Source organism: Agrobacterium sp. BT-220-3, from assembly GCF_025910175.1.
GTDB classification, from domain to species: Bacteria; Pseudomonadota; Alphaproteobacteria; order Rhizobiales; family Rhizobiaceae; genus Agrobacterium; species Agrobacterium oryzihabitans.
On record NZ_JAPAIX010000001.1, the window covers coordinates 204,205 to 227,311 of the forward strand.

33 protein-coding genes are annotated in these 23,107 nt (G+C 57.6%); 32 read left to right on the forward strand and 1 reads right to left on the reverse strand.

Features of this window, described 5'->3' with window-relative positions; all coding sequences use genetic code 11:
• The first annotated feature begins 64 nt into the window (after positions 1 to 64).
• The 19 genes from OK142_RS01130 to OK142_RS01220 all read left to right on the forward strand — a co-directional run bounded on the left by OK142_RS01130 (position 65) and on the right by OK142_RS01220 (position 12,221).
• Entirely contained in the window at positions 65 to 445 is a 381-nt protein-coding gene (locus tag OK142_RS01130) for a hypothetical protein (RefSeq protein WP_498680749.1), read from the forward strand.
• Between the two features lie 30 nt (positions 446 to 475).
• On the forward strand, positions 476 to 721 hold the full coding sequence (locus tag OK142_RS01135) for a hypothetical protein (protein ID WP_498680750.1): 246 nt from the start codon (positions 476 to 478) through the stop codon (positions 719 to 721).
• 46 nt (positions 722 to 767) lie between these two features.
• Entirely contained in the window at positions 768 to 1,166 is a 399-nt protein-coding gene (locus OK142_RS01140; protein ID WP_498680751.1) for a terminase small subunit, read from the forward strand.
• Positions 1,133 to 2,581 (forward strand): PBSX family phage terminase large subunit, encoded by a 1,449-nt coding sequence (locus OK142_RS01145; RefSeq protein ID WP_498680752.1) that lies wholly within the window; start codon positions 1,133 to 1,135, stop codon positions 2,579 to 2,581. Before OK142_RS01140 ends, OK142_RS01145 begins: the two co-directional genes overlap by 34 nt.
• Positions 2,582 to 2,590: 9 nt before the next feature.
• Positions 2,591 to 3,961, forward strand: a complete 1,371-nt coding sequence (locus OK142_RS01150) for an anti-CBASS protein Acb1 family protein (RefSeq protein ID WP_498680753.1) — start codon at positions 2,591 to 2,593, stop codon at positions 3,959 to 3,961.
• Between the two features lie 6 nt (positions 3,962 to 3,967).
• A complete protein-coding gene (locus OK142_RS01155) occupies positions 3,968 to 5,086 on the forward strand; it encodes a hypothetical protein (RefSeq protein WP_498680754.1) in 1,119 nt (372 codons plus the stop codon).
• A 2-nt stretch (positions 5,087 to 5,088) separates the two neighbouring features.
• The gene (locus OK142_RS01160; protein ID WP_498680755.1) at positions 5,089 to 5,538 is read left to right on the forward strand and encodes a hypothetical protein; all 450 of its coding nucleotides are present in this window, start codon (positions 5,089 to 5,091) and stop codon (positions 5,536 to 5,538) included.
• An 11-nt stretch (positions 5,539 to 5,549) separates the two neighbouring features.
• A complete protein-coding gene (locus tag OK142_RS01165) occupies positions 5,550 to 6,584 on the forward strand; it encodes a major capsid protein (protein ID WP_498680756.1) in 1,035 nt (344 codons plus the stop codon).
• 53 nt (positions 6,585 to 6,637) lie between these two features.
• Positions 6,638 to 7,021, forward strand: coding sequence for a hypothetical protein (locus OK142_RS01170; RefSeq protein ID WP_498680757.1), 384 nt, complete (start codon positions 6,638 to 6,640; stop codon positions 7,019 to 7,021).
• Positions 7,022 to 7,027: 6 nt separating this feature from the next.
• On the forward strand, positions 7,028 to 7,519 hold the full coding sequence (locus tag OK142_RS01175) for a DnaT-like ssDNA-binding protein (protein ID WP_498680758.1): 492 nt from the start codon (positions 7,028 to 7,030) through the stop codon (positions 7,517 to 7,519).
• A complete protein-coding gene (locus OK142_RS01180; protein WP_498680759.1) occupies positions 7,520 to 7,876 on the forward strand; it encodes a hypothetical protein in 357 nt (118 codons plus the stop codon).
• Between the two features lie 8 nt (positions 7,877 to 7,884).
• Positions 7,885 to 8,259 carry a hypothetical protein gene (locus OK142_RS01185; protein WP_498680760.1) on the forward strand — a complete coding sequence of 125 codons (375 nt, stop codon included), beginning with the start codon at positions 7,885 to 7,887 and terminating at the stop codon, positions 8,257 to 8,259.
• The gene (locus OK142_RS01190; RefSeq protein ID WP_498680761.1) at positions 8,256 to 8,954 is read left to right on the forward strand and encodes a phage minor head protein; all 699 of its coding nucleotides are present in this window, start codon (positions 8,256 to 8,258) and stop codon (positions 8,952 to 8,954) included. The genes OK142_RS01185 and OK142_RS01190 overlap by 4 nt, the downstream gene beginning before the upstream one ends.
• Complete coding sequence (locus OK142_RS01195) at positions 8,954 to 9,376, forward strand: HK97 gp10 family phage protein (protein WP_498680762.1); 423 nt, start codon at positions 8,954 to 8,956, stop codon at positions 9,374 to 9,376. The genes OK142_RS01190 and OK142_RS01195 overlap by 1 nt, the downstream gene beginning before the upstream one ends.
• Positions 9,373 to 9,765 (forward strand): phage tail terminator-like protein, encoded by a 393-nt coding sequence (locus OK142_RS01200; protein ID WP_498680763.1) that lies wholly within the window; start codon positions 9,373 to 9,375, stop codon positions 9,763 to 9,765. The genes OK142_RS01195 and OK142_RS01200 overlap by 4 nt, the downstream gene beginning before the upstream one ends.
• An 18-nt stretch (positions 9,766 to 9,783) precedes the next feature.
• A complete protein-coding gene (locus OK142_RS01205; RefSeq protein WP_498680764.1) occupies positions 9,784 to 10,248 on the forward strand; it encodes a hypothetical protein in 465 nt (154 codons plus the stop codon).
• Entirely contained in the window at positions 10,248 to 10,694 is a 447-nt protein-coding gene (locus OK142_RS01210) for a hypothetical protein (protein ID WP_498680765.1), read from the forward strand. Before OK142_RS01205 ends, OK142_RS01210 begins: the two co-directional genes overlap by 1 nt.
• Before the next feature lie 98 nt (positions 10,695 to 10,792).
• Complete coding sequence (locus tag OK142_RS01215; protein ID WP_498680766.1) at positions 10,793 to 11,035, forward strand: phage tail assembly chaperone; 243 nt, start codon at positions 10,793 to 10,795, stop codon at positions 11,033 to 11,035.
• A gap of 382 nt (positions 11,036 to 11,417) precedes the next feature.
• The gene (locus OK142_RS01220) at positions 11,418 to 12,221 is read left to right on the forward strand and encodes a KilA-N domain-containing protein (protein WP_498680767.1); all 804 of its coding nucleotides are present in this window, start codon (positions 11,418 to 11,420) and stop codon (positions 12,219 to 12,221) included.
• 64 nt (positions 12,222 to 12,285) lie between these two features.
• Here OK142_RS01220 and OK142_RS01225 read toward each other — a convergent pair whose 3' ends face one another.
• On the reverse strand, positions 12,286 to 12,654 hold the full coding sequence (locus OK142_RS01225; RefSeq protein WP_498680768.1) for a hypothetical protein: 369 nt from the start codon (positions 12,652 to 12,654) through the stop codon (positions 12,286 to 12,288).
• Between the two features lie 50 nt (positions 12,655 to 12,704).
• Between OK142_RS01225 and OK142_RS01230 the strand changes: the two genes are divergently transcribed.
• The 13 genes from OK142_RS01230 to OK142_RS01290 all read left to right on the forward strand — a co-directional run bounded on the left by OK142_RS01230 (position 12,705) and on the right by OK142_RS01290 (position 23,102).
• Positions 12,705 to 14,702 carry a hypothetical protein gene (locus OK142_RS01230; protein WP_498680769.1) on the forward strand — a complete coding sequence of 666 codons (1,998 nt, stop codon included), beginning with the start codon at positions 12,705 to 12,707 and terminating at the stop codon, positions 14,700 to 14,702.
• On the forward strand, positions 14,695 to 15,345 hold the full coding sequence (locus tag OK142_RS01235) for a hypothetical protein (RefSeq protein WP_498680770.1): 651 nt from the start codon (positions 14,695 to 14,697) through the stop codon (positions 15,343 to 15,345). The genes OK142_RS01230 and OK142_RS01235 overlap by 8 nt, the downstream gene beginning before the upstream one ends.
• Positions 15,342 to 15,932 carry a DUF2163 domain-containing protein gene (locus tag OK142_RS01240; RefSeq protein ID WP_498680771.1) on the forward strand — a complete coding sequence of 197 codons (591 nt, stop codon included), beginning with the start codon at positions 15,342 to 15,344 and terminating at the stop codon, positions 15,930 to 15,932. The genes OK142_RS01235 and OK142_RS01240 overlap by 4 nt, the downstream gene beginning before the upstream one ends.
• An 11-nt stretch (positions 15,933 to 15,943) precedes the next feature.
• Entirely contained in the window at positions 15,944 to 16,231 is a 288-nt protein-coding gene (locus OK142_RS01245; RefSeq protein ID WP_498680772.1) for a hypothetical protein, read from the forward strand.
• A gap of 4 nt (positions 16,232 to 16,235) precedes the next feature.
• Positions 16,236 to 16,640 (forward strand): DUF6950 family protein, encoded by a 405-nt coding sequence (locus OK142_RS01250; RefSeq protein ID WP_498680773.1) that lies wholly within the window; start codon positions 16,236 to 16,238, stop codon positions 16,638 to 16,640.
• A gap of 6 nt (positions 16,641 to 16,646) precedes the next feature.
• Positions 16,647 to 19,481 carry a phage tail protein gene (locus OK142_RS01255; protein WP_498680774.1) on the forward strand — a complete coding sequence of 945 codons (2,835 nt, stop codon included), beginning with the start codon at positions 16,647 to 16,649 and terminating at the stop codon, positions 19,479 to 19,481.
• A 9-nt stretch (positions 19,482 to 19,490) separates the two neighbouring features.
• Positions 19,491 to 19,724 carry a hypothetical protein gene (locus tag OK142_RS01260; protein ID WP_498680775.1) on the forward strand — a complete coding sequence of 78 codons (234 nt, stop codon included), beginning with the start codon at positions 19,491 to 19,493 and terminating at the stop codon, positions 19,722 to 19,724.
• Positions 19,724 to 20,464 carry a gp53-like domain-containing protein gene (locus OK142_RS01265; protein WP_498680776.1) on the forward strand — a complete coding sequence of 247 codons (741 nt, stop codon included), beginning with the start codon at positions 19,724 to 19,726 and terminating at the stop codon, positions 20,462 to 20,464. The genes OK142_RS01260 and OK142_RS01265 overlap by 1 nt, the downstream gene beginning before the upstream one ends.
• Before the next feature lie 2 nt (positions 20,465 to 20,466).
• Positions 20,467 to 20,931, forward strand: a complete 465-nt coding sequence (locus OK142_RS01270) for a hypothetical protein (protein ID WP_498680777.1) — start codon at positions 20,467 to 20,469, stop codon at positions 20,929 to 20,931.
• Positions 20,932 to 20,965: 34 nt separating this feature from the next.
• A complete protein-coding gene (locus OK142_RS01275; protein ID WP_498680778.1) occupies positions 20,966 to 21,784 on the forward strand; it encodes a glycoside hydrolase family 108 protein in 819 nt (272 codons plus the stop codon).
• Positions 21,781 to 22,044, forward strand: coding sequence for a hypothetical protein (locus OK142_RS01280; protein WP_498680779.1), 264 nt, complete (start codon positions 21,781 to 21,783; stop codon positions 22,042 to 22,044). Before OK142_RS01275 ends, OK142_RS01280 begins: the two co-directional genes overlap by 4 nt.
• 174 nt (positions 22,045 to 22,218) lie before the next feature.
• Positions 22,219 to 22,632 (forward strand): hypothetical protein, encoded by a 414-nt coding sequence (locus tag OK142_RS01285; RefSeq protein ID WP_498680780.1) that lies wholly within the window; start codon positions 22,219 to 22,221, stop codon positions 22,630 to 22,632.
• A complete protein-coding gene (locus OK142_RS01290; protein ID WP_498680781.1) occupies positions 22,632 to 23,102 on the forward strand; it encodes a hypothetical protein in 471 nt (156 codons plus the stop codon). Before OK142_RS01285 ends, OK142_RS01290 begins: the two co-directional genes overlap by 1 nt.
• The last annotated feature ends 5 nt before the right edge of the window (positions 23,103 to 23,107 follow it).

Genomic DNA, 23,107 nt, shown 5'->3' on the forward strand with positions numbered 1-23,107 from the left:
TTGCGCAACGGGTGAGTGGGGTGTCGGCCCCGCTCGTTCATCCTTCCGACAAAGGACACGCCAAATGAACAACGAGATTGAAGCCCTAGTTCAGACCACTCTCCAAGCGCAAATCATCAGAGCATTCAAGGACGCCCCAGAGGCGATTGATGCGCTTGTGAAGTCCGCGCTGGAAATGGAAGTGGACCAGCACGGCGGGAAGCCAGACTACCATAGCCGCCAAAAGATGCCTTATCTGGCATGGCTTGTGGGGGATCAGATCCGAAATCTTGCCCGTGCCGCTGTTATCGAAGCGGTCGATGCAAGGCGGGAGGAAATCAAATCGGCGGTGCTAAAAGCCGTATCTGCCGAGAAGCTTGTTGAAGGTCTAACAGAAACAATTCTCGGGACCATGAGCGAAAGTTACCGGATGACGATCAATTTTGCCGATGGCAGCCGATCCTAACCCCATTCCCCCGCCCACATGGAGAGAGCGATGACCGAACCGATGACCATGTTCAAACTCCGAGATGAGATGAGCAAGGAAACGGAGAACGTCGTTAACCGCCTCCACCGCCGTTGCAAGATCGGGCGGGTTGTGAAGAAGTTTCAGATACATGGTGGCCAATGGGTAGCGCCTAAATCGCTGCTCCCCGGCTCGATAAAGCTGCCATCGGCTGGCGGCTATGTTCATACCACCAGTTCAGGCGACGTTCCGTTCATGCCCGGCAGGATGATGTGACCCCATGACCACCACCGAGCAAGAGCGGGAGAGGAAGTAGCAAGCGATGCCAGTTCTTCGGAACGCTAAACACGAAGCCTTCGCTCAAGCGGTAGCTACAGGCAAGAGCGCCACGGAAGCATATGCCGAGGCCGGGTTCAAACCTCACCAGCAGAACGCATCACGGTTGATGTTAAATGATGTGGTGAAGGCTCGCGTTGCCGAGATCAAGAATAGAGTGGCAGAGAAAGCCGAATGGAGCGCCGCTGACAGGCTTTTGAGCCTCAAGGCTATTCACGACGCATGCACAACCGACGACCGCCGTACGGCCATTGCAGCCATTGCAGAGGCAAACAAGATGCAGGGCAGTTATGCGCCGACCAAGACAGAGAATGGTGAGCCAGGAGACTGGAAGCAGGCGGAAGACAAGACATGGCGTCAAGTAATGCGCGGCAAAAAGAGTTAGAGGCGGATAGCTACCTAACCAACCCCGCGCTCTTTGACTTCTGGGAAAAGGCATTCTTGGGTGAAAACGACATAGCCGTATTGCATGGCGGTCGATCCAGCTCAAAGACCAGAGACACAGCTTGCCAGCTCGTCCGCCTTGTTGACCATGTCAGGGTCAAGATGCGCATCATGTGCATTCGCCGCTTTCAGAACCGCATTCAGGAGTCCGTCTATACCGAACTGAAGTGGGCCATCGGTCACCTCGGCCTGCAGCATGCCTTCGACGTCCAGAAGACGACTATCATTCACATCGCGACCGGCGCGGAGTTCATATTTTACGGGATCGAGCGCAACCTTGAGGAAATCAAGGGAACGTCCGATATCGACATCCTCTGGGTGGAAGAAGCCGAAAAGCTTACGGCCGACCAGTGGGCCGTCATTGCCCCGACGATCCGCAAGGAAGACAGCCTGGCGATCCTTCTCTTTAACCCGAAGATGGTCACGGATTACGTCTGGAAGAACTTCGTCATCAACCCACCACCACACTGCGTGGTGCACAAGATCGACTATACCGAGAACCCGTTCCTCTCGGAGAAGGCCAAGCGCGACATTGCAGCGATGCGAGAGCGCGACCCTGAGCTATTCGAGCACATCTATGGCGGCGTGCCGCTCGGTGACAGCGAGCTATCGATCTTCAAGCGCCGCTGGCTTGATGCCTGCGTGGACGCTCACAAGGTACTCAAGATCGAGTTGACCGGACGGAATATCATCGGCTTCGACCCTGCCGACGACGGCGAGGACAAGAGCGCGACGGCCGACAAGATCGATGGCGTGTTCACGGACGCTGAAGACTGGTCATCAGGCAAAGATCAGCTTGTTCAGAATGCCAAGCGGGTATGGGCAAAAGCAAAGCATGCCGGCGCTACGGTTTCATACGATACCATCGGAGTTGGCGCTTTCGTCGGCGGCTATATCGATGAGCAGAACGAAGAGAACGCGGCGAGTGTTGAGCATTTCGCCTTCCATGCCGGCGGTGCGGTCATGGACCCGGACGAACCGAGCGACACGCTTAACAGCAACAGCCCACTCAACAAGCACGAATATCTGAACCTCAAGGCACAGGCATGGGCCAACACGGCCCGCCGAGCCATGTTGACGTTCAATGCCGTCACCAGAGGGCAGGCGATACGCACAGAGGACGTCCTGTCGTTCTCCTCGACCATGGGCAAGGAAAAGCTCGACGCGCTCTTTACCGAGCTCTGCGTGCCTTGGTGGGTTGAGACTGAGGGCAAGAAGCGTGTCGTGCCGAAGGTGAAGCTCAAGAAGGATCTGGGCGTCAAATCGCACAACCTGGCTGACGCTCTGATCGCAGCCGATAACGTGAACATCGCAAGCTCTGGCGTGGCGATGTTCCTGACATCACGTCACCGATAAGAGGCACCGATGAGCAATGTTGTGATGCTGGCGAACCGAGCAGTGCGCCAGCTGGGCGCTATGTTCCCCGGCTTCTTTGCGGGGGCGAAGCACGACCACTACAAGGACTTCGGCTATCCCGACGTCCTCACCTTTGATCTGCTTCACAAGATTTATTGCCGCAACGGCATAGCCGCGGCTGCAGTCGACAAGACGGCACTCAAGACATGGCAGGATACGCCATACTTGCTTGAGCAGGAGCGCGACGGCTCACAGATGGGCAAGAGCAAGGAAACGGAACTAGAGAAGGAAATCCGCCTCAAGTTCGCCTCCATGCGTCTGTGGGCAAAACTGGCTGAAGCTGACCGGAAGGCAATGGTCGGGGGCTACTCCGGCGTCATCCTGAGGCTGAGGGACGGGAAAAGGTTCGACCAGCCCGTTGACCGCGTGGGTGGAGGTCTCAAAGGCCTCTATCGCATCGACCCGGTTTGGGCTGGCCAGTTGAAGGTGTCGGATTGGAACACGGACACGACGTCGGAAACCTACGGCGAGCCGACTATGTACGAGTTCAACGAGGCGGCTGTAGAAACGGACAACCCGAACAAGCGCAGCCTTCGCATCCATCCTGACCGGGTGTTGATCTGGTCGGACGATGGGACCGTAAACGGTCGATCGCTTCTTGAGCCTGGCTATAACGACCTAATCGACCTTGAGAAGATCAAGGGCGCAGGCGGTGAGGGGTTCTGGAAGAACGCCAAGAGTTCCCCGGTTCTGGAAATGCCGGCCGATGTGAAGATTGCCGAAATGGCCAAGGCCATGGGCGTCACGGTGCAGGATGTGGCCGACAAGATGAATGAGCAGGTGGCCGACTTCCAGAAGGGGTTCGACCAGATGCTGATGCTGCAGGGCATGCAGGCAAAGACGCTCGGCGTCACCCTGCCCAGCCCGGAGCATTTCTTTGGTGCGGCTTTGCAGTCATTCGCAGCATCCGTTGGCGCACCCGTGAAGATCCTCGTCGGCATGCAGACCGGCGAACGCGCATCCACGGAAGACGCAAACGAGTGGAACCAGACCAACATGGCGCGGCGGGTGAACATCACCCATCCCAACATCATGGACTTTGTCACCAGGTTGGTGACATGGGGGATTTTGCCGAAGAAGGACTGGTTCATCGATCAGGCTGACCTAACGGAAAGCTCGATGACAGAGAAGGTCGATCGCGCCAACAAGATGGCCGACACAAACCAGAAGATGGGCAACTCGACCTACGTCTTCACCGATGACGAGATCCGCGCAGCAGTTGGCTATGAGCCACTGACCGACGCACAAAAATACCGGGATGATACCGAGGACGAGACGCAAGCGGCGCTCGGCAACCCGCCTCCCACGGAAGAGGATTAATCAACAATGCCCCACGTCCGAGTGAATATTCGCTCGGTCGCCAACACGAAGTCGGTGCGCCATGAAAAGCGCAACGGTCGTGATGTGGTGATCGTGCCCAGCGCAACGCTGCCCGATAACATCGTGATGAATGGCATCATGTATCCGGCCGACGAGATCGAGAAGAGTTTCGCCGGTCTTGAGCGCACGCCGGCGCCTCTTGGCCATCCGACCATCAACGGCAAGTTTGTCTCCGCAAAAGACCCTGAGGGCATCAACCTCGGCTGGATCGGCGCATGGAATGAGAACCTGCGTCGGGAGAACGGCCGGGTGTTTCTCGACAAGGTGATCGATGTTGAGATGGCAAGCCGCTCAGAGGGTGGCAAGCGGGTCCTGAACGCGATCGAGAAGGGCGAGCCTGTGCACACATCGACAGGCCTGTTTGCTCTCCTTGAGGCTGCAAACGGCGATGTGCCGTACAAGAATATCGCTCGCGAGATAGAGTTCGACCATGACGCAATCCTTCTTGATGAGGATGGTGCGGCTACGCCTGCGGAAGGCGTCGGCATGATGGTCAACTCCAAAGGCGAGCAAGAAGAAATCGAGGTCATTAACTCCGCCGTCGATGACGCGGATCGTGACCTAGATTGGGCAGTGGAACATCTCGCCCGTGCTCTGGACCGTCGGCAAAAGGCTGGCGTTCTGGATCGAATGAAAGCCGCGATACTGGAAGCCCTTGGCTTTTCCGAGCGGGAATCCTCAACCAATCGAAAGGAAGACGAAATGTCTGTCTCTGATGAGCAGTTCAAGGCGCTTTCCGATGAGGTCAAGACCCTCTCGGAAGGCATGGGGAAGATCGGTGAAACGATCTCCAACGCTGTGACAGCGGCTCTCAAGCCGGTTCTGGATCAGCATGAAGCGCTGGTCGCCAATCAGAAGGCCAAGGACGAAGCCGAAAAGGCTGAACTGGTCGAAAAGGTTGTCAAAGCGAACCTGCTCACCGAACCCGTCGCCAAGGAACTGACGCTGAACGCGCTCAAGGAACTGGCGCCAAAGGCCGAAGTCGGTAAGGCAACCGGCCTCAATTCCGCATTCAAGGGCAGCGGTGCTGAAAAGGCCGCTCACAAGGCACCGGAGGGCGAATAATCATGGCTCGCTTCAATAAAATCTTCGCAGGTCCCTACACTGAGGCCACCCCCCAGGTGCAGGAGCGCCTATGCACCACCGCCGTTCTGCCAGGCACGGCTCTGGTTGAATCCGGCGCCAACTTCGCTCAGGCGGGCGCAAATGCGGCAGGCAAAATCTACATCGCGCAGGATAACTACCTGGCGATGAAGGATGTTGACACCGCATGGCCGGCGAATGACCGCGTCATCGGCATGGAACAGCTCGATGAGCAATTCTTCAACGTTCGTGTGCCAACGGCCACCAACGTGACTCGCGGTGCCAATCTGACCACCAATGCCGCTGGCAAGTTCGTCCCCGCGACGACTGGTCAGAACGTCAAGATGGTGGCCGAAGAGGCCTACAACAACACGTCTGGCGCTGACCAGCTGGTGCGAGCCCGCAAGGCTCAGCCCGGCACGGTCCAGGCATAAGGAGAACCCGGATGCGCTATTTTTCTTCCCAGCTCATCGCCAACTCCCGGCCGCATGCCGCGTGGTGGGATGAAGTCAACGCCGATCGCGACTGGTTCCACAACATGGAAAACCAGATGGCGGCGGTGCAGAACGCCTCCGCAGTCCTGCCGCGTGACGCGTGGCTCGAACTCGATGGCATCACCCGCCGTGTCATGCGTGCTGACGAAGGTCAGGCGTGGATGGCCGACCTCATGCCTCTCGCCAAGCCGGTCAATATCGGCAAGCTTGTCGTGCTGAACCGCGTCTCTGGCGATGCCGGCGTTGTTGTCCGCTCCATGTCCGGTCAGGTGCCGGTACCGCTGGACAAGGTCAACTACGACTACCGCGGCACGCCTGTTCCGATCTTCTCCACGGCCTATGGTCGCGAGTGGCGGGAATGGAACACGCTGCAGTCGGAAAACTTCGACGCGCTGGCAGACGACCAGGAAGCTCACACTGCGAAGATCCGCCGCGACATGGCGCTCTACGCACTGAACGGCGACTCCTCGATCGTCTTCCAGGGCTACACAGCCTACGGCATCCGCACGTCGCCGTTCTCGAAGATTTTGAACATCGGTGCTTCCGGTGCCAACATCAACCTGACGACTGCGACCGCTGACCAGATCGATGCATTCTTCACCCAGACCATGGGCGCGATGCTCGACGCCAACCTGGTCACCGGCAAGGTCAATCTCTATGTGTCGCCCGATATCGGCCGGCGCCTGGATATGTCCTATTCCGGTTCTTCCGGCTTCAAGGGCGGCACGCTGCTGGCATACCTGCTGACCAACCGTCGCATCGGCAAGATCGAAGTCAGCTTCGAACTGTCGGGCAACGAGTTCTTCGGCTTCGTACCCAGCTCCGAGTACATCCGCCCGCTCGTCGGCATGGCCGTGAACACCACCGCCAAGACCCGCCAGAACCCCACGGACAACTACCAGTTCCTCATCATGGGAGCGATGGGTATCGAAATCCGTGCGGACATCAACGGCAAGTCAGGCGTGTTCTACTCCACCAACACCTGATGACCGGCCTCGCTTTCGGGCGGGGCTGATCCTTCTCAACAGGAGACAATCCAATGAAAATTCGGATCAAGGCGCCTTATACCGGCGCCACGTCGTCGGGCATCTATGGAGCCGACGCGAAGGAAATCGAGATCGGCACTGAACTGACGGTCAAGGAAGAGCCGATCGGCTGGGCTGGTCGCTATGACGTGATCGATGGCTCCGATACCGAAACCGACGGCAAAGCCAAGGACAAGGGCGGCGCCAAGACGGCGATCGTCAACCCTGCCGAAGCCAAGGCCCCTTTCCAGGCCAAGGACAAGGGCGGCGGCTGGTGGGCGATCTATGACGCCGACGGCAAGGAAGTGAAATCGCTCCGCAAGGATGACGCCGAAATCTTCAACGCACTGTCCGACGAAGACAAGGCAGCGCACGTCGACACGCTGAAGACGGAGTAACGAGACATGGCAGGCTATGGTGATGACGGTGGGTTCTCCACTTGGGTATCCGATAACGGATATGTTCTCCCCGCTGATGCGCCAGCGCCTGCCGTTCTCCGCAACCGTGGGAGCCAGTATATCGATGCGGTGTATGGCTCTCGGTTCCTCGGGTCTGTTGTAGACGCCACGCAGGAGCGCCAGTGGCCGCGTGAAGGGGCTATCGTGAATGGCAAGCTGCTGCCGTCAAATGTAGTGCCGATCGCCGTCATAAACGCCTCATATCAGGCGGCATGGCAGGAGGCCACCAACCCCGGCAGCCTCAGCGTGGTTGGCTCGGCGTCAGGCGCTGTTGTGCGAGAAAAGGTCGGGTCGCTTGAGGTGCAGTATGCCAATGCCCAGAGCGACGGCACGGCAACCTCAATCACGCCGCTGATTTCCATTGTAGATGGGATGCTGGCGCCCTTCCTCAAAGACGAAGACCTGCCCTACATCGGGATCTGGTCTGTGGGGTGCTGAATGGCAACCTTCGACTACGCCAAACCCAGAGCGACTGCCGAAAGGCTCATAGCGCGCTTCGGCACTGCTGGCGCCATCCGCAGGACAGTCCAGTCCGGCCCGTCATACGATCCGGTGCTGACCGACACCGATTACCCGTGCACGCTAGTCACGCTGGAGATAGACATGTCGAAAATCGACGGAACCCTTATCCAGAAGGGAGATCGCATGGTGTACGTTTCTACACAAGGGTTGCCAATAGAGATTGCCGAGAGCGATAGGATTGTCATCGCAGGCAAAGAGCATGTGATTAAGCAGTGCCGGCCGTTGTCGCCGGCTGGTTTGACCGTCTACTATGAATTGATCATCGCGAGTTAGAGGGCCGAATGGCGTTTCCATCAGAAGTTCAGGCCATCCTCGGCGCGCTGGAGCCAGAGGTCCGCAAGGCGTTCCTTGATGCCATTGGCCGGATAACCTCCCAGGCGCAATTGCAGACGGTGATCGGGCATATCCAGAACGGCAACATTGAGGCGGCTATCGCGGCTCTCCGTGTCGATCCGGTATTCTTCCAGCCCTTGGACCGAGCGCTTTCTGACGCCTACTACAGGGGAGGAGTGGCGGCGCTGGCCGCACTTCCGAAGATACCAGACCCTTTTCGGGCGGTTCAGCGGTTTTTGGCTTCAATGGAAGACATGACCGCGCCGAACTCTGGGCAAGATCACACGTCGCAAACCTCATCACCTCCATTACCGAAGGAGTGAGGCAGGCCGTTCGCGAGACCATCGTGGAAGGCATCTCGCAGAATAGGACGCCGCAGGCCATCGCGCTCGATCTGGTCGGTCGGAAAAGCAAGGTCACTGGCCTTCGCGAGAACGGTTTGATCGGGCTGACACCCGCCCAAGCACAAACGACGCTCAAGATACGCAATGCGCTGCTCACAGGAGACCGTGAGGGGCTAGGCGATTATCTGGGCATGAAGCTCCGCGACAAGCGCTATACGGCTGTTGTTGAGGCTGTGCGGCGGAATGGCTGGGACGCGGCGCTTGCGGCTTACAACAAGCGGCGCACGGTCAAGGTCACAAAGGCCGAATTGATTGCCACGCTGATGGCCGATCACAAATCTCGGGCCTTGATGTTCAGGGCTGACCTGATCGCGGAGAACGAGACACTGACTGCGCTTCGTGCCGGACGGCATGAGGGCTATCTTCAGCTTCTCGAAAGCGGCGCGGTAACAGAAGACCAGATAGAACGGTCGTGGGACGCGACCGGCGATAAGCGCACTCGGCCGGATCACATAGCGATGGAAGGCCAGAAGGTAACCGGTCTGTCGGCGCCATTCGTCGCTCCCGACGGTTCTCGGCTGATGTTCCCCGGCGACACATCGCTTGGAGCGTCTGCGAAACAGACCATCAGATGCCGTTGCTTTGAGCGCATCAGGATAAGGTACATCAGGTAATGGTGAAGCAAACCCTCTCTGCATCGGTCAGGCAGTTCGCCAATATGACCAAGCTGCAGATGAGGAACGTGTTTGCCGAATCGGTGCAGGATGTTGTTGACGCTGCGCAGCTCCCCCGCGCAAAGGGCGGAAGGATACCCGTCGATACTGGCAACCTGCGGAATAGTCTTGCCAGCGGGTTGAACGGCACCATGGGCGCTCCAGACGCCAGCAGCTACGTTGTCACGCTCAGTCAGATGGAAATAGGCGATATCGCACAGTTCGCGTGGACGGCTCCCTATGCCCGCAGGATAGAGCTTGGGTTCTCTGGCAAGGATAGCCTGGGGCGCACCTATGAGCAGGCCGGGACACACTTCCTTAGCTCGGCCGTCGCTCAGTGGCCGCAGTTCGTGACGGCCAATGCAGCAAGGCTGAAAAAATGAACCAGACGAATATCGAGTTGACCCTTGCAACTGATTTTGTGGGGGCCGCAGGGACTTGGAAGGTGGCAATCCCGAACGTCTCTTTCGATGGAGCAAAGCCTTATCTCAGATTCGAGATTGTGCGCGTTTCCAGTCGAGACGACACCCTAGAAGGGCAAGCGACCATCAACAAAGGCCGTATCGTCGCGACCGTTGTCACCGAGCAGGGCAAGAAGAGCAAAGACGGGAACATGAAGGCCGATCAGATCGCGGCTTATTACCCTATGGGACGGCGCATCCCGATCATAGACGGCGAGATCGTCATCATCGCGCCACCGAACATTCAAGAGGGCTTCCCTCAAGACGCGGATTGGCGAACGCCAGTCATCATCGACTACGAAGCTTCCTAACTCTGAAAGGATAAAGGCATGTCTACTTCCGACATCGGCCACACGCTTTTTTTCAAGGCGGGCGCACCAGCGACTTTTGACGAAGCTGGCTATGAGGCGCTGTTCACCACAGGCGCAATCAAGGTCAACGGCATCCAGTCCATCGGCCCGGTCGGCGGCACGAACGCCATCATCGACGTGCCGGATCTGGAAAGCGGCTGGATCATGGGCGCCAAGGGTGCCAAGACTGGCTCCGCCACGGCCATCTCCATGCGCGAGATCAAGGCAGATGCAGGGCAGGCAGCTGTTAAGGCGGCGGCCAAGGAAGGCCCGCATAACCTCTACTCGTTCAAGATCGTGGAGCCTGGCGCCAGCGGCGATGTCGAATACATCACGGGCATTTGCCACGACTGGCAGCGCAATGAGCGTTCTACCACCAGTTACGCCGGATACACATTCAGCATCCGCGCGAACTATGACAGCGTGATCGCAGAGGCTCCCTGATGGATTTCACACAGTTCGACAGCCGCAAGGCATCTGAGAAGCCCCGCGCGCTTCACCTGAAACACCCCGGCACTGGCAAGCTGCTCTATGACGATGACGACAAGGCGAAGCCCTGCCGGGTTCTTGTTCTCGGCATCGAGGGAGCAACAGGCCAGACGTCTATCCTCGAAAGCCAGCGCGCCCGCATGAAGGAAGATCGATCGGCCGGCGAGCCTGTCACGGTCGAATCCATCCACGCCAATCTCGTGAAGGACTTCGCGCCTCTGGTCGTCGGCTTCGAGAACATCAGCCGCGGCAACAAGGCAGCGAAAGCACCTGATGACGTCGAATGGTTCCTGAACCTGCAGGTGGTCAACGGCAATCGGGCGCAGAAATCTTTTGTCGAGCAGGTGAGGGACTTCGCGACTGATCGCGCGGCAATCCTGGGAAACGAGAGCGCCAGTTAGTCTTAGCTGCACAGCAACTCGGCTGGCTGGCATCCACGATCACAAACGAGAAGATGAGCCGGGGGCAGAAATACCTCGTCTCAGGCGTTATGCCACCGATGCCAGACCTTGAGGCGGGGGAATATCTGCTTGATGCCCTGAAAGAACTCGGCCCGATCCGCTCGAATGGAATGGGCCTTGGAACGCCGGACTGGCAAGAGCTGGTAGCTTTCGCGGCAGCAAACGACCTCGAGCTTCAGCCTTGGGAGTTTCGCCTGATCCGAAAGATGTCGGCGGCTTATCTGTCTGGGTTTAACTCTGGCAAGGAGCCTCTGAGCATTCCGCCGATGGAGCGGGAGTAGTGAAGCGAAAGGCGAGAGCAGCGTCTTAGCCTGTGGATCACGCTGTATAGCGCCAAAATGACACGGAGAGAGTGCGCTGATCTGTTGCGTTCTCAATTCGTTCCTGACAAAAATTTTCTCTGATTTGGCAAGCCTTGGACTAGGCTTTCGATTGAGACTGATTTTATCCCCAAGAAAAACATTGATTGGGGAAAGCCGTAGTTTCTTACCGATATCCACAGGCTGGAATGGTAAAAAAGCAAATCACCTTAGCGGGTGGGCCGTGGCGCTAAACACGGCGGGGCGGAAGGCACTTGGATTGGACCCCCACGTTGCCGACCGCCCCTTCTCTTAGGTCCACTGGCGCTGTTAGCGCAGGCCAGCCAACAGGAGAACCCATAGCATGGGCAATTCCGAGATTACCAGACTGAACTATAATGGGCATGTCATTACCGATAAGGGTGACATGCTTTCGCTTACCGATATGTGGAAGGCAAACGGCAGTGATCCTGCTCGGCAGCCGTCGAACTGGCTGGCGTCAGCCGACGCAAAGCGCTTCATTACGTTTGTGACGGATATTCTCAATCCCAGAATTTCTGGGACTGAACTCGTCGTAACGAAGGTCGGCGGCAGAAAGCCAGGAAGTTGGGCGCATTGGCAAATCGCCTTCGCCTACGCGAAGTATCTTTCCCCAGAGTTCCACATGTGGTGCAACACGGCAGCGCGGGAAAAGATGGAAGGCAAAGTCTCGGCTGGCATCCCTGACGACGTGCTGGAATTGATCCGGCGCACCGATGGCATCGCCAAGATGCTGGCCCACAAGGTGACGGAGATCGAGAAGGCAATGCCGCTCATCGCCGGCCAGATGGCTGAAACGATGATCACAGCCAAACTGGCGGAGCGGAACCTGCTTCTGCGCCACGGCGTCACCGCAAAGCGCATCTGGGACGATTTCAATCTCCCACCGCGCCTTCGTGGATCCACTGTGTGGCTCGGGAACCGTCTTGCTGAAATGGGGTGCTGCATCGACGGCGGCATGAAAGCGGATCGAGGTAACTCCGCTGTTCGTCTGTTCGATCCTGACAAAGCCCGCATCTGCATGCGGAACGGCCTGCTCCACAAGGCAAGGATCTACACGACCGAGAAGATGGGGCAGGGCAAGCTTCGGCTGGTTCCTATCGCATCCGCGTTCCAGCCATCGGCATAATGTCACCACCACGGTGACACGCATGAAAACAGTGAGTTAGGCGGCGCAAGCCGCCTTTCTTGTTTTAGAATACGCCGATCAAATCCAATTGATGTCTCTCGTAGGCACCCAAGCGCTTGAAGTCATCGCACAGCTTTAGTTCTTCAACGAACTCGTAAGTCTTGGGCGGTTCTCCCGCCTTGTCTGGAATGGTCCTATTCGCGATATCAGCACATCGTTGCGGCGTGATCCGTACCGCGGCTAGTTCTTTCTGTTTCTTGATGGCAAGTTCTCGCAGCCTGTCGATGTCTCGCGTTGTGGCAATATCGGAAAGGCTCTGTCGCCGATTTTGCTCCGCAACATATGATTGGCGCTCTTTGTAAAGATACCAACTCGTCGCTGCGATTATGCATACGCATGCCGCCGCAATGAGCGCCTTCAATGCATCGTTCATGATCCCCTCCTGCTGGGCGTTCAACTTATCCTAGAGACAGGTAAATCCGAATGGCTGATTTCGCAACGCTCGTTCTTGCGGCGGACTCCCGCAGCCTGAAGGCTGGCGAGAAGGATCTGGATAGCATCGCAGCGACTGCGGAGAATGCAGAGCGTCGGGTAGGCAAAGCCACCGACACAATGGCGAAGGGCTTCAACGGGGTAGCAAAGCAGTCTACGTTCGCCAGCCAGCAGATGCGCATGACGTCAATGCAGCTGTCGCAAGTCGCTCAGCAAGCCTCTGCGACCGGCGACTGGTTGCAGGCGATCGCGATTCAGTTGCCGGACTTGGCGCTCGGTCTTGGCCCAATCGGCATCTTGGCAGGTGCTGCGGCTGGCGCTTTGCTTCCATTGGCCGCAAACTTTCTCACGGCAGCTGAGAATTCCGACACGCTAGAGACATCAATGTCTCGCTTGGCAAAAGCCACAGACAGCTATGCCGAAGCTGTCGCTAACTCGTTGCTTTCTGCATCCGACTTGGTGGAGAAGTTCGGAGCGCAGGCCGAGGGCGCCAGCCGGGTTTACGACGCGCTTAGGAAGATTGCTGAACTCGATTTTGCCAAGGCCATGGGTGACGTTAAATCCGCCTTGGAAGGAACAATTCAGCCGCTAGATCAGTCTATAGAAAAGTTCGATCTGTTGGCGAAGTTGCCACGAATGCAGACAGACGGATTTGACGCTTATGCTGCCGAAGTCCAGAACCTAGCGAATGAGTTCGGCCTTACTGCTGAGCAAGGTCGCAAAGTCACCCAGGCGATGGACGATCTCTCCAACGCTCAAGGCCCGGTTGAAATTGCACAAGCCGCGATGCGCCTCGGGGATTCGCTGACTGACGCGGCCAATTCAGGAGCGAAGCTGTCGCCGGAGCTGCAGTCCGTACAGAGAGACGCCTACAAGGCCTCTGTCGATGCGGCTGAGTTCGCTCGCATGACAGGTCAAGCTGTTGGTCACGCCAATGAACTCGCAACAGCAGTAGGGGGTGTCGCTGATCAATACGCCAGAGCGGCAAATATCGCCGCTGCACTCAACGCTCAGGCTACAAAGGACATCTTGAGCCAGCTCGGGCCGCTCAATACCCTGAATGCTTTCGAGCGGACGCCTTTCAAAGACGAAATGCAGCTTCAGAACGAGCGTGCAGAGAATACCAAAAGCCAGTACCAGCTCAACGCCGAGCGTGAAGCTCGCAAGGGAAGCCGGTCTAGAAACGCGGCCGTCAATAGGGCAGAGCGCGAGCGCCAGTCCGTTGCTGACCTCATTGACGAACTGAAGGAAGAACTGAGCCTTGTAGGAGCAACGGAAACTGCCAAGCGATCGGCCGCCGCCATTCGTCAGGCTGGAGCAGCGGCAACAGATCAGGAGAGGGAGGCGATTGCCAGCCTCATCACTCAGATCGACGCCGAGCAGGAAGCTCGGGACCGCCAGATCGACACCATGGACGAATACAAGGATTCCGTCGGGAGTGTTCTCGATGACATCCGCTCGGCCATGGACGATGGACGGATTAGTTGGGACGAATGGGCTGATATCGCACTGAACGCGCTCGATAAGGTGATCAGCCGGATCCAGGATGATTTGCTCGACGCGATGTTCAGCGTGAACAAGGCTTCCAGTGGTAGTGGCGGTGGGGGCTTTCTAAGCTCTCTCTTCGGCGGATTATTCGGCGGCGGCACAGGCGGATTTGCGAAGCTTCCATCGGTCGGTCCTGTTCCTATCGCTCGCCCCAGCTTCGATGGTGGGGGTTACACCGGCTCCGGCGCGCGCGCGGGCGGCCTCGATGGCAAGGGCGGGTTCTGGGCGATGATGCACCCAGACGAGACCGTAATTGACCACACCAAAGGTCAGTCAGCATCGTCTCAAGCCGGCGGGGAGTCGAGAGTTGTCATCGAACTGTCGCCGGACCTGGAGGGCAGGGTGATGCGGAACACCGCCAACCAGACCGTCCAAATTATGAAGCAAGACAAGAGAAACAGTTCCGACCGCTACCAGAACGGAGGAAGTCAGAATGCCTGATCCAATAGCACTTCCCGCGATACCGTGGAATCAGGTTGACTTCGTCCCGGTCAGCCCTGTTTCCGCCAACCGCATGGAAGGCCGGCGCACGGAAGTTCAGGCTTTTGGAACTCCGTACTGGACTGCCAAGTATTCCACGGGAACTCTGCTCCCGGTCCAGTCCGGTCTTTTTGATGCGTTCATGATGAAGGCAGATGCCCGAGGCACAACGTTTCTTGGTTATGACGTCTGGCGCCCTCGACCAATCGCGATGGATACAGGCGCGCCTCTATCCGGCACGAAAGCCGGAGGCGGTGCGTTCAACGGCCAGGTGTTCTTTCAGTCTGTGAGCGCAAACACGTTGTATCTCGGCGGGTTGCCGGCGGGGTTCATCTTCTCGCCCGGCGATTACATCGAGGTCAGGAAAACTCTGCTTATTCGATCGCTTCACCGGATAGTCGAACCCGCCGTAGCGAGTTCTGGCGGGTTTGCGGCCGTTCAAATCATGTATCCGCTCGACACGCAGAACTTCAACGCCACATGCACGGGGCACCTCGAAAAGCCAGCGTGTGTCATGTTGATCGATCCCGGCAGTGCACAAGCTTCAAAATCTCTTGGCAGTAGGGAAACGTCGTTCAGCGCGACTGAGGTATTCTTCTCATGAGCCTTGATCCAGCAGTATCAGCACAGATCGACAAGGGGGGCATTGCTCGCCTTGATCTGGTTCGGTTTGACATACCCGGCTTGCCGCCAAAGGGATATCACATGGGAGGGCGCGACTTCACCTTCAACGGTTTGGTCTACAAGCCCAACCGGTTTCTCAGTATGGGGTCAATGACTTCCGCTGTAGGAACGGCAGTAAGCACGAGGACGCTCACGTTTTCGAACATCCCGGTTAACGACCCGGATGATGCGATGACGATTATCGAGCAATTAAATTATCAAAACGCGCCGACGATAATCGCCCACCTGTGCGGCGTGCCCAACACGAACGAGGTCTTGGGCATCCTGGCATCGTCCATCTATGAGATCGACCAGGTGCGTTACAACAAAGGTGCTGTATCGGGATCTGAGCGCACGTTGACGATGGAAATAGACCTGCAGCCGCCGGGACGCTCGGCGCGCGGCTCCACGGGCGTCAAGCGCTCCATCGCAGAACAACAGTTCGACAATAGCCCTACAGACACCGGCCTCGAATATGTGGCCACCAACGCCAGCATTCCTGAGGAATGGGGCCAACGGCAAGGTTGAGGAGAAGTCAGATGATGTTTCATCATAAGCAGGCAGAGCATGTTTCCGTCGGTGTGTTCAAGGACCACGAAGGACAGCCATTGGTCACTGTCGACGGCATCAAGGCTGGCACGGTCGATTATCTGGAGGAGATGATCCGTAATTTCCGTCGCCAACAGGCTGAGGCTCTTGCTGACCCCAATCAGGTCAAAGCGCCTTTCGTCGTTAAGGACGGAGTTCTCTACCTCGATAAGATCGATATCTCGAACGCCTACATCTCGACGCTAATCGTTCGCGACGGCAACATCGTTTCGGTCTGACCGCATGAACCGGTTCCGTATTGTTGAAGCTACGCTCACCGCGGCGCTGGCGAAGCCGTATGCCTATGGCACAGCCGATTGCTTCTTTTTGGGCTGCGCGATGATTGATGCGCTTACAGGAGCAGAGACGGCCAAGAAGTATCTCGGCAGCTATCGCACGCTCGCAGGTGCCCAGAGAGCCCTCAGGAAGCGCAAACACAAGTCGCTGGTGACGTTCTTCGAGGCCGAACTGGATCAGCCCTCTAAGGGTGCTGCTGAAGCAAGGCTGGGCGATCTTGTCATTCTGCGATTGGATGATGGTGCCGAGCATGTCGGTATCTGCATCGGCCTTCGCTTCGTTACGAAAACACCGGACGGCCGTCAGGATTTCGGCCTCGGGGAAGTCATCGCCGCCTTTCACATCGGATAATCGTCAATGGCAATTTTTTCGGCTATCGGCGGCGCTATCGCCACTGCACTATTCTCTAGTACCGCCTTAGCTGCATCGACAATCGCCACAATTGGTAGCTTCATCGGCGGCGCGCTGGCGTTCGGCACTAGTCTCGCATTCAGCTACCTCAAGCGCCCGAAGAAGCGCAGCTATACTGCCGTGCAGGGTGAGACGCAGTATGGCGGCGATATCGACGTTCAAGCGCTTTTTGGCGATGGCAAGACGAAAGGCCAGCGGCTTTATTACGCAAAGTGGGGGCAGGGCAACAAGTACAACGCCGAGGTCTTTGCTCTCGCAAATGGCTGGTGTGATGGCCTCGAAAACTATTGCTTCGTCTATGGCGAACGCCGCGCGCTGATCCAGGTCGGCAACGTCGGCGGTGAAGCCGCTCACTATCACGTCGACGGATTCAGCGACAAGATATCGATCCGCTTCTACGATGGCAGACCCGGCCAGCCGGTTGACGCTAAGCTGGTCGCAGACACGGCAACTCTTGGCAACGTGTGGAAGAACACGAGCGTCAATGCTGGTCTCTGCTATGTGATTGTCGAGCGCCTTTATGACAGCGCACTGTTCGAGAAGGGCAAACCCGAGTTCGAATTCGTTATGCGTGGTCTGCGTGAGTATGACCCTCGCAAGGATTCGACGGTTGCCGGCGGTTCGGGCCCGCAGCGCATTAACAATCCGGCGACGTGGGTATTCACGCGCAACCCGGCTGTGCACCGGCTGAACTATCAGCTTGGCCTCATGGCGCTAAATTCGGGCCGAACGTTGATTGGTGAAGGCAAGTCGCTCGGTCAACTGGATCTGTCAACGTACTTCGTCGCGATGAACGTCTGCGACACCATCAAGGCCGGGAAGCCAACGTATGAATGCGGTCTGTGGGTAACCGGCGCTGACGATCACACGGAAATCCTCAAGGAATTTGAGGATGCGATGGCAGGCTACGGTCTCAACCGTCGTGGCCTGTCTGGCGTGATTGCTGGCGCACCGCAAATACCGGTGATGGAGATCACCAAAGACGATCTCGATATCGGCAGGGACAGTGAATACCAGTTCAAGAAGTCTGCTTTCGAGCGGTATAACCATCTCTCCGGTCAGTTCCTTTCGATCGAGGATAACTGGAACCCGCAGAGCCTGAAGCCGGTCTACTCGAACGCCGACGTGGCCGCTGACGGTCGCAACCGGCAGACAAGCAACGACTTTTTGCAGGTCACAGACCCGGATATCGCCCAATACCTCCTGACGATCCGGTACCGCCAGAACCGTATGGGTGGCACGGCTGCTTTGCCTGTCAGTCTCCGCGTCGGCTTGAAGGTGCAAGAGGGCGAATGGATCGTCTGGAATGGCCGCACATGGATGATCTCGGAGTGGATTTGCGACGAGAGCTTCAACATCACTCTGAAGCTGTCGGAGACCAGCGCTGACATCTACGATGATGGCGGCATTGATCCCGGCCCGGTGGTTATACCGCCGACGCCGCCTATCAATCCATCGATCCTCACGACCGTTCAGAACTTCACGGTCGAAACCGGTATGATCGAAGGTGCCGAAGGATTCCAGACGCCTGTTCTCCGGTTCACCTGGGATCCGCCGCAAGACCCGTCTATTGTTGAGGTCATCTTCGAGTATCGCATCAGCGGTCAGACGATTGTCTATACCGACGTCTGCAAAGACCCGGAGGCTGGCGTTTACCAGACCTCAAAGGATGTGATTTCGGGTGTGTTTTACAACGCTCGAGCCACGATCAGGACGGTGCCAGACAGGTTTAAGACATTCACGGCTTGGATTACTTCGGCCAACATCACCGGCAATCAGACGGTGTTTGCAGAGATCGATCTGTCAAACATTGAAGAAGCGCTCGGATGGCTCCGCAACAGCACCAGAACCGCACAGGACGCCATAGACGGCCTGATTGCGGCGCAGATGGAAATGGCGACGGTTGCCTATAAGGACACCCGTAATCTCGCCAGAGAACTGTCTGTGGAACTTGGCGCGGCCCGCGCTGAATATCGCGAGGATATCCAGCTTGCCGTGAATGAAACCATGGCCGTCGCGGGCAAGGTGGAAAGCCTTACAGCGGCGCTGGGTGGCAACACAGCATCGATCAACATCGCTTGGGCTGCGATTGCTGCTCCAGCGGGCTATGCGGCCCGCTACGGCATTACGGCTGCGGTTGATGACGAAACGTATCGGTCTGCTGTTTTTCTCATGGACGTGCCGTCCAACCCATCTCTACCTACGCGCATTGTGATGCAGGCCGGTCAGGTTCTGATGATCAGCGACGACGATCTGACGATAAAGCGGCCGTTCGTTTTCCAGTCGGGCGTGCTCTATCTCGATGAGGTGAGGGTCAATCAGCTATCGGCTCTGTCGGCAGTTCTGGGCAATGTCGATATTTCGAACGCCTACATCGGCACGTTGACGGTCGGTACATCCAACATCGAACCTGGCGCGATTACAAGAGTAGACGCCAATTCAAGAAATGACACAGGGACGTTCGATGTCACTGTCAGTCACGGCGTTGGCTCCCCAACTGTGCGCCTTGATATATCAAGCAAACTGATCTCTGGTGGAACGGTCAACGGGAAGTCGCAGATTGTCACGCAGAATATCACCAACGGTGGCGAGGTGAGCAACTTCTGCATCTTCAACTCGACGGATGATGCCAGCGGGTTCCGGTATGTTGGGAGTGACATCGTTCTCTACACCCCGTCGTTCGGTCAACCTTCCACAACATTCAGAGTAACCGTATCCGGCGGCCCGTTCATTGGTTCGGTTGATCGGACGACGTTGATCGCATCCACCTTCAAGCGCTGAGGAAATCCCATGACTACCGGCAACACAATGCAGGTCGACGCTCTCGTCGCCTTGCATGAAGCAGAAGTGCGCGAAGGCTTCTTAAAGCAGCGCACTTTGCTGCTCTCCCAGCATCTTTCGATGCAAAAGCAGGAAAACCAGATCCTTCTCGACAAGATAAACGGCCTTGAAGCCGATCTGCGCTCGGCGCGCAGTGAGGGTTATGCCGCCTTCGTAGAAGCCGCTGATGGAGAATCCGAATAATGGCTAACACCACATGGTACGGCGACGGCTTGTCCACGGCCACCGTCGGCTCGCGCACGGTTATCGGAACGGACACGGGCTGGTTGACGGAAGTGGCTGGCCTGACGCCGATCAAGGCCGGTGACAAGTACGGCATTCATGTTGGCCGCCCGATCGTCATCGAGCAGATCATCAGCGACACGGAACTGCTGCTTGCCGACGACTGGCCCGGTCCTGCCCAGACTGACGCACCCTATAAAGTCGAACTGACGTCTCCGACGATCGCGGCGGTTGAGGCCATGCGCCGGCTGCTGGCTTCTTTGTCGAATGGCAACCTCGACAGTCTGTCTGAAATCACCGTTGGCACTGACGATATCCCGATTGGCATTGGTCCGGGTGTGTTTGGGACCATTAAAAAACTCGACCTTGCGGGCAACAGCATCGTAAAATGGGGCGACGATGCGAACGGCGGCATGAAGATAAAATCTGGCGATCTGGAGGAAATTCTCCAGTGGGGCTTTGTCCCATCGCTAGACTCCTTTGGTGGCGCTGTCGTCGTCTACCCACAGGCGTTTCCGAACGCGATATCTGGTTTCTTTCCAGTCATCCTCACGGATTACGTGAGCGGATCGCATAGTCCGATCGTCTATCAGTCTTGGGATTGGGGTGGATCCAGATTATCCAGTCAAACTATTTGGTGCAGGGCGGGCGGGGCGCAGCTGTCTGTTGCCAATGTCCGATGGTTTGCTATTGGGAGGTGAGGTTGAGAAAATTCGCTACGTTTAATAGTGATGGCTTCCCGCTTGGATTTTATTCGCCAGAGGTTCATGGCGACAAAATTCCTGAGAGCGCGATAGAGATCAGTGAAAATGATTGGTTGGAGTTCGTTGCCAATGCTGGTTCTCGCAAATGGCTGGACGGTGAGATTGCCGTCGTAGATCATCCTGAAGTCACCCCAACTATCACTGACTACGAGAACGCCATACAGAACCTTGTCGATGCAACTGCCCGCGAGAAGCAGTTTCGCGACGGCGTGACGCTGGCATCCTACACGGCGTCAACCAAACCGAAATGGGCGGCAGAAGCTCAGGCCTTCGTCGCGTGGCGGGATAACGTCTGGTCCTACGCTTACGGCGAGCTTGCAAAGGTGCAGGCAGGCCAGCGGCCGCAGCCGACCGTCGAGAAGTTTCTTGACGAGATTGCACGCATCGCTTGGCCGGTAGCCTAACCCGGCACCAATAACCCACAATCAGGAGAACACCATGGCTCGGGAAACCCTTCCCGTCGCTCTCGACCTTATGTTTGGTCATGAGGGCGGCTACGTCAATGCAAAGACGGATCGGGGCGGCCCGACCAAATTCGGCATCACCCACAAGACACTTGCGGCTCATCGCGGCGTCACTTCTGTCACGGCCGAGCAGGTCAGGGCGATGACGATTGAGGAAGCCACCGAGATCTATCGCCGGTCTTATTGGGTTCAAAGCGGTGGCGATCTGCTACCCAAGGGTCTCGACTACGCGGCTTTTGACTTCGGGGTGAACTCTGGCCCGTCCACCGCTGTCCGTCGCCTCCAGCGAATTCTCCGGGTTCGTGAAGATGGAGCGGTGGGTGAGCAGACCGTGGCGGCGGTGAAGTCCTATCCCGGCGGCATTTCAAAGCTAATCCACGCATACTGCGACGAGCGCATGGCCTATCTGCGCAGCCTCACCAATCCCCAAACTGGCTTTCCGGTTAATGGCCGCGGATGGACGATCCGTGTCACTGGCAAGGATCCAAAAGGCCAGTGGAAGGACCAGCTCGGTGTCGTCGGGAATGCTGTCCGCTTGGCCACTCTCAGTGCTGAGATGGTCAAGCCCGTGAATGTGCCGGAGGAAGGAAAAGCAAAAGCTGACGTCCGAGACACGGGCCTTGTCGAAGTGATCAAGAAACCTGAAGCATGGGGCCCGCTCGGCGGGTTCCTCTCGGCTGCCGGCGCCATTTTCGCCGGCTCTGGCCCGGTCCAATGGGCGCTTGCTGCGCTGATGATCGGCGGCGGGATTCTCGGCTTCATTTACCTGGTCAAGCGCGTGAGAGCAGCATGATCACCGGCAAGATCAGCTTCGCCATAGGAGCGGCTGCAGGCGCGATTGTGGCCTGCCTGCTGTTCACCACCATCAACGCCGTCTGGTGGCTTCCCAGAGCCAAGGAAGAGGCCCGCCTGATCGAACGTGCGGAACTCGACGCCGCAACCAACAAGGCAATCGGAGAACTCACCAATGAAGCTGACAAGGCTCGCGTCAATCGTCGCCTGTGCCGTGAGCGTGGCGGCGTGTACCTCAACGCAACAGGTCGCTGCCAGTAAAGAGCGGCTGAACCAGTCGGCCCGTTCGATCTTCGGGACGTCTCTCGTGGGCGCTCGTGGTGCCTCTCCCAAGGATCAGGATGCAATTGATGAAACGGTTGCCGGGATTTGCGGCGCCAAGGTTTGGACCGTCGGCGAGTGCGCGCGCCATGACGAACTCACAGGAGCGAAGTAATGGCATTCGAGAAAAAGAACGACGGAGGCACGTGGACCGACGAGGCGGGCACGCGCCGCGGTGCGCAGGTAGTTATCGCGGTCGGGGCTGATGGCGGATCTGTCAGCGACAAAAAGCAATACACGCTGCTGTCCGGCGCCACCGCAACAGGCGCTCAGGTCGGCCCCATCTCCGGCGGCGACTATATCTGGCGCGTCGAGTCATCGAACTTCAACGGCGCCACAGCCACGCTGCAATATCTAGGTCTGGACGGCGTGACATGGTATCCAGTCCGCAATGCTGCCAACACAGCCGATGTGGCTCTCACGGCGACAGGTTCCGTTGCAATCGGCGTTGCGCAAGGCTCTGTCCTGCGCGTTGCGATCAGCGGCGGCACGCCTGCACCCATGAACTCGGTCATCGGTGGCCTGTAATGTCGGCGCTCGGTTATGGCGCTGCGGTGACCGAGGCCGCATTGAGCGCTTTATCCGCACGCCTCGGAAACGTGGAAACTGCTCTTCCGGCCAAGGCTGATATGTCCATGGTGGAATCAGAACTGGCAGGGAAGGCCAACGAAAGCGATCTGCCGCCGGCCGTGCAATGCAAGCGCATTCAAGTTGCTGGGGCTTCTGGTGTCGCAACGTGGGCTTTCTCCCCGGCATTCGATGTTGCCCCGATCTGCGCCGCAATCGCTGAAACGCCATCCGGTGCCAGCTACATCAACGTCGCCACCATCGTTCAGGGGTCAACAACGACCGCACAGACACAGTTCGTCGTTCAGCAGGTGGTGAAGTCCATCACGCTCCCCACGCTCGCTACAGCCTTGCTGGGGCTCGTCTTAACGCTGTTCGGGTTTGCTCCAGCCGGTGTCTACGTCAACTGCTTCGCTCGCCGCCCTTCATAGGATAG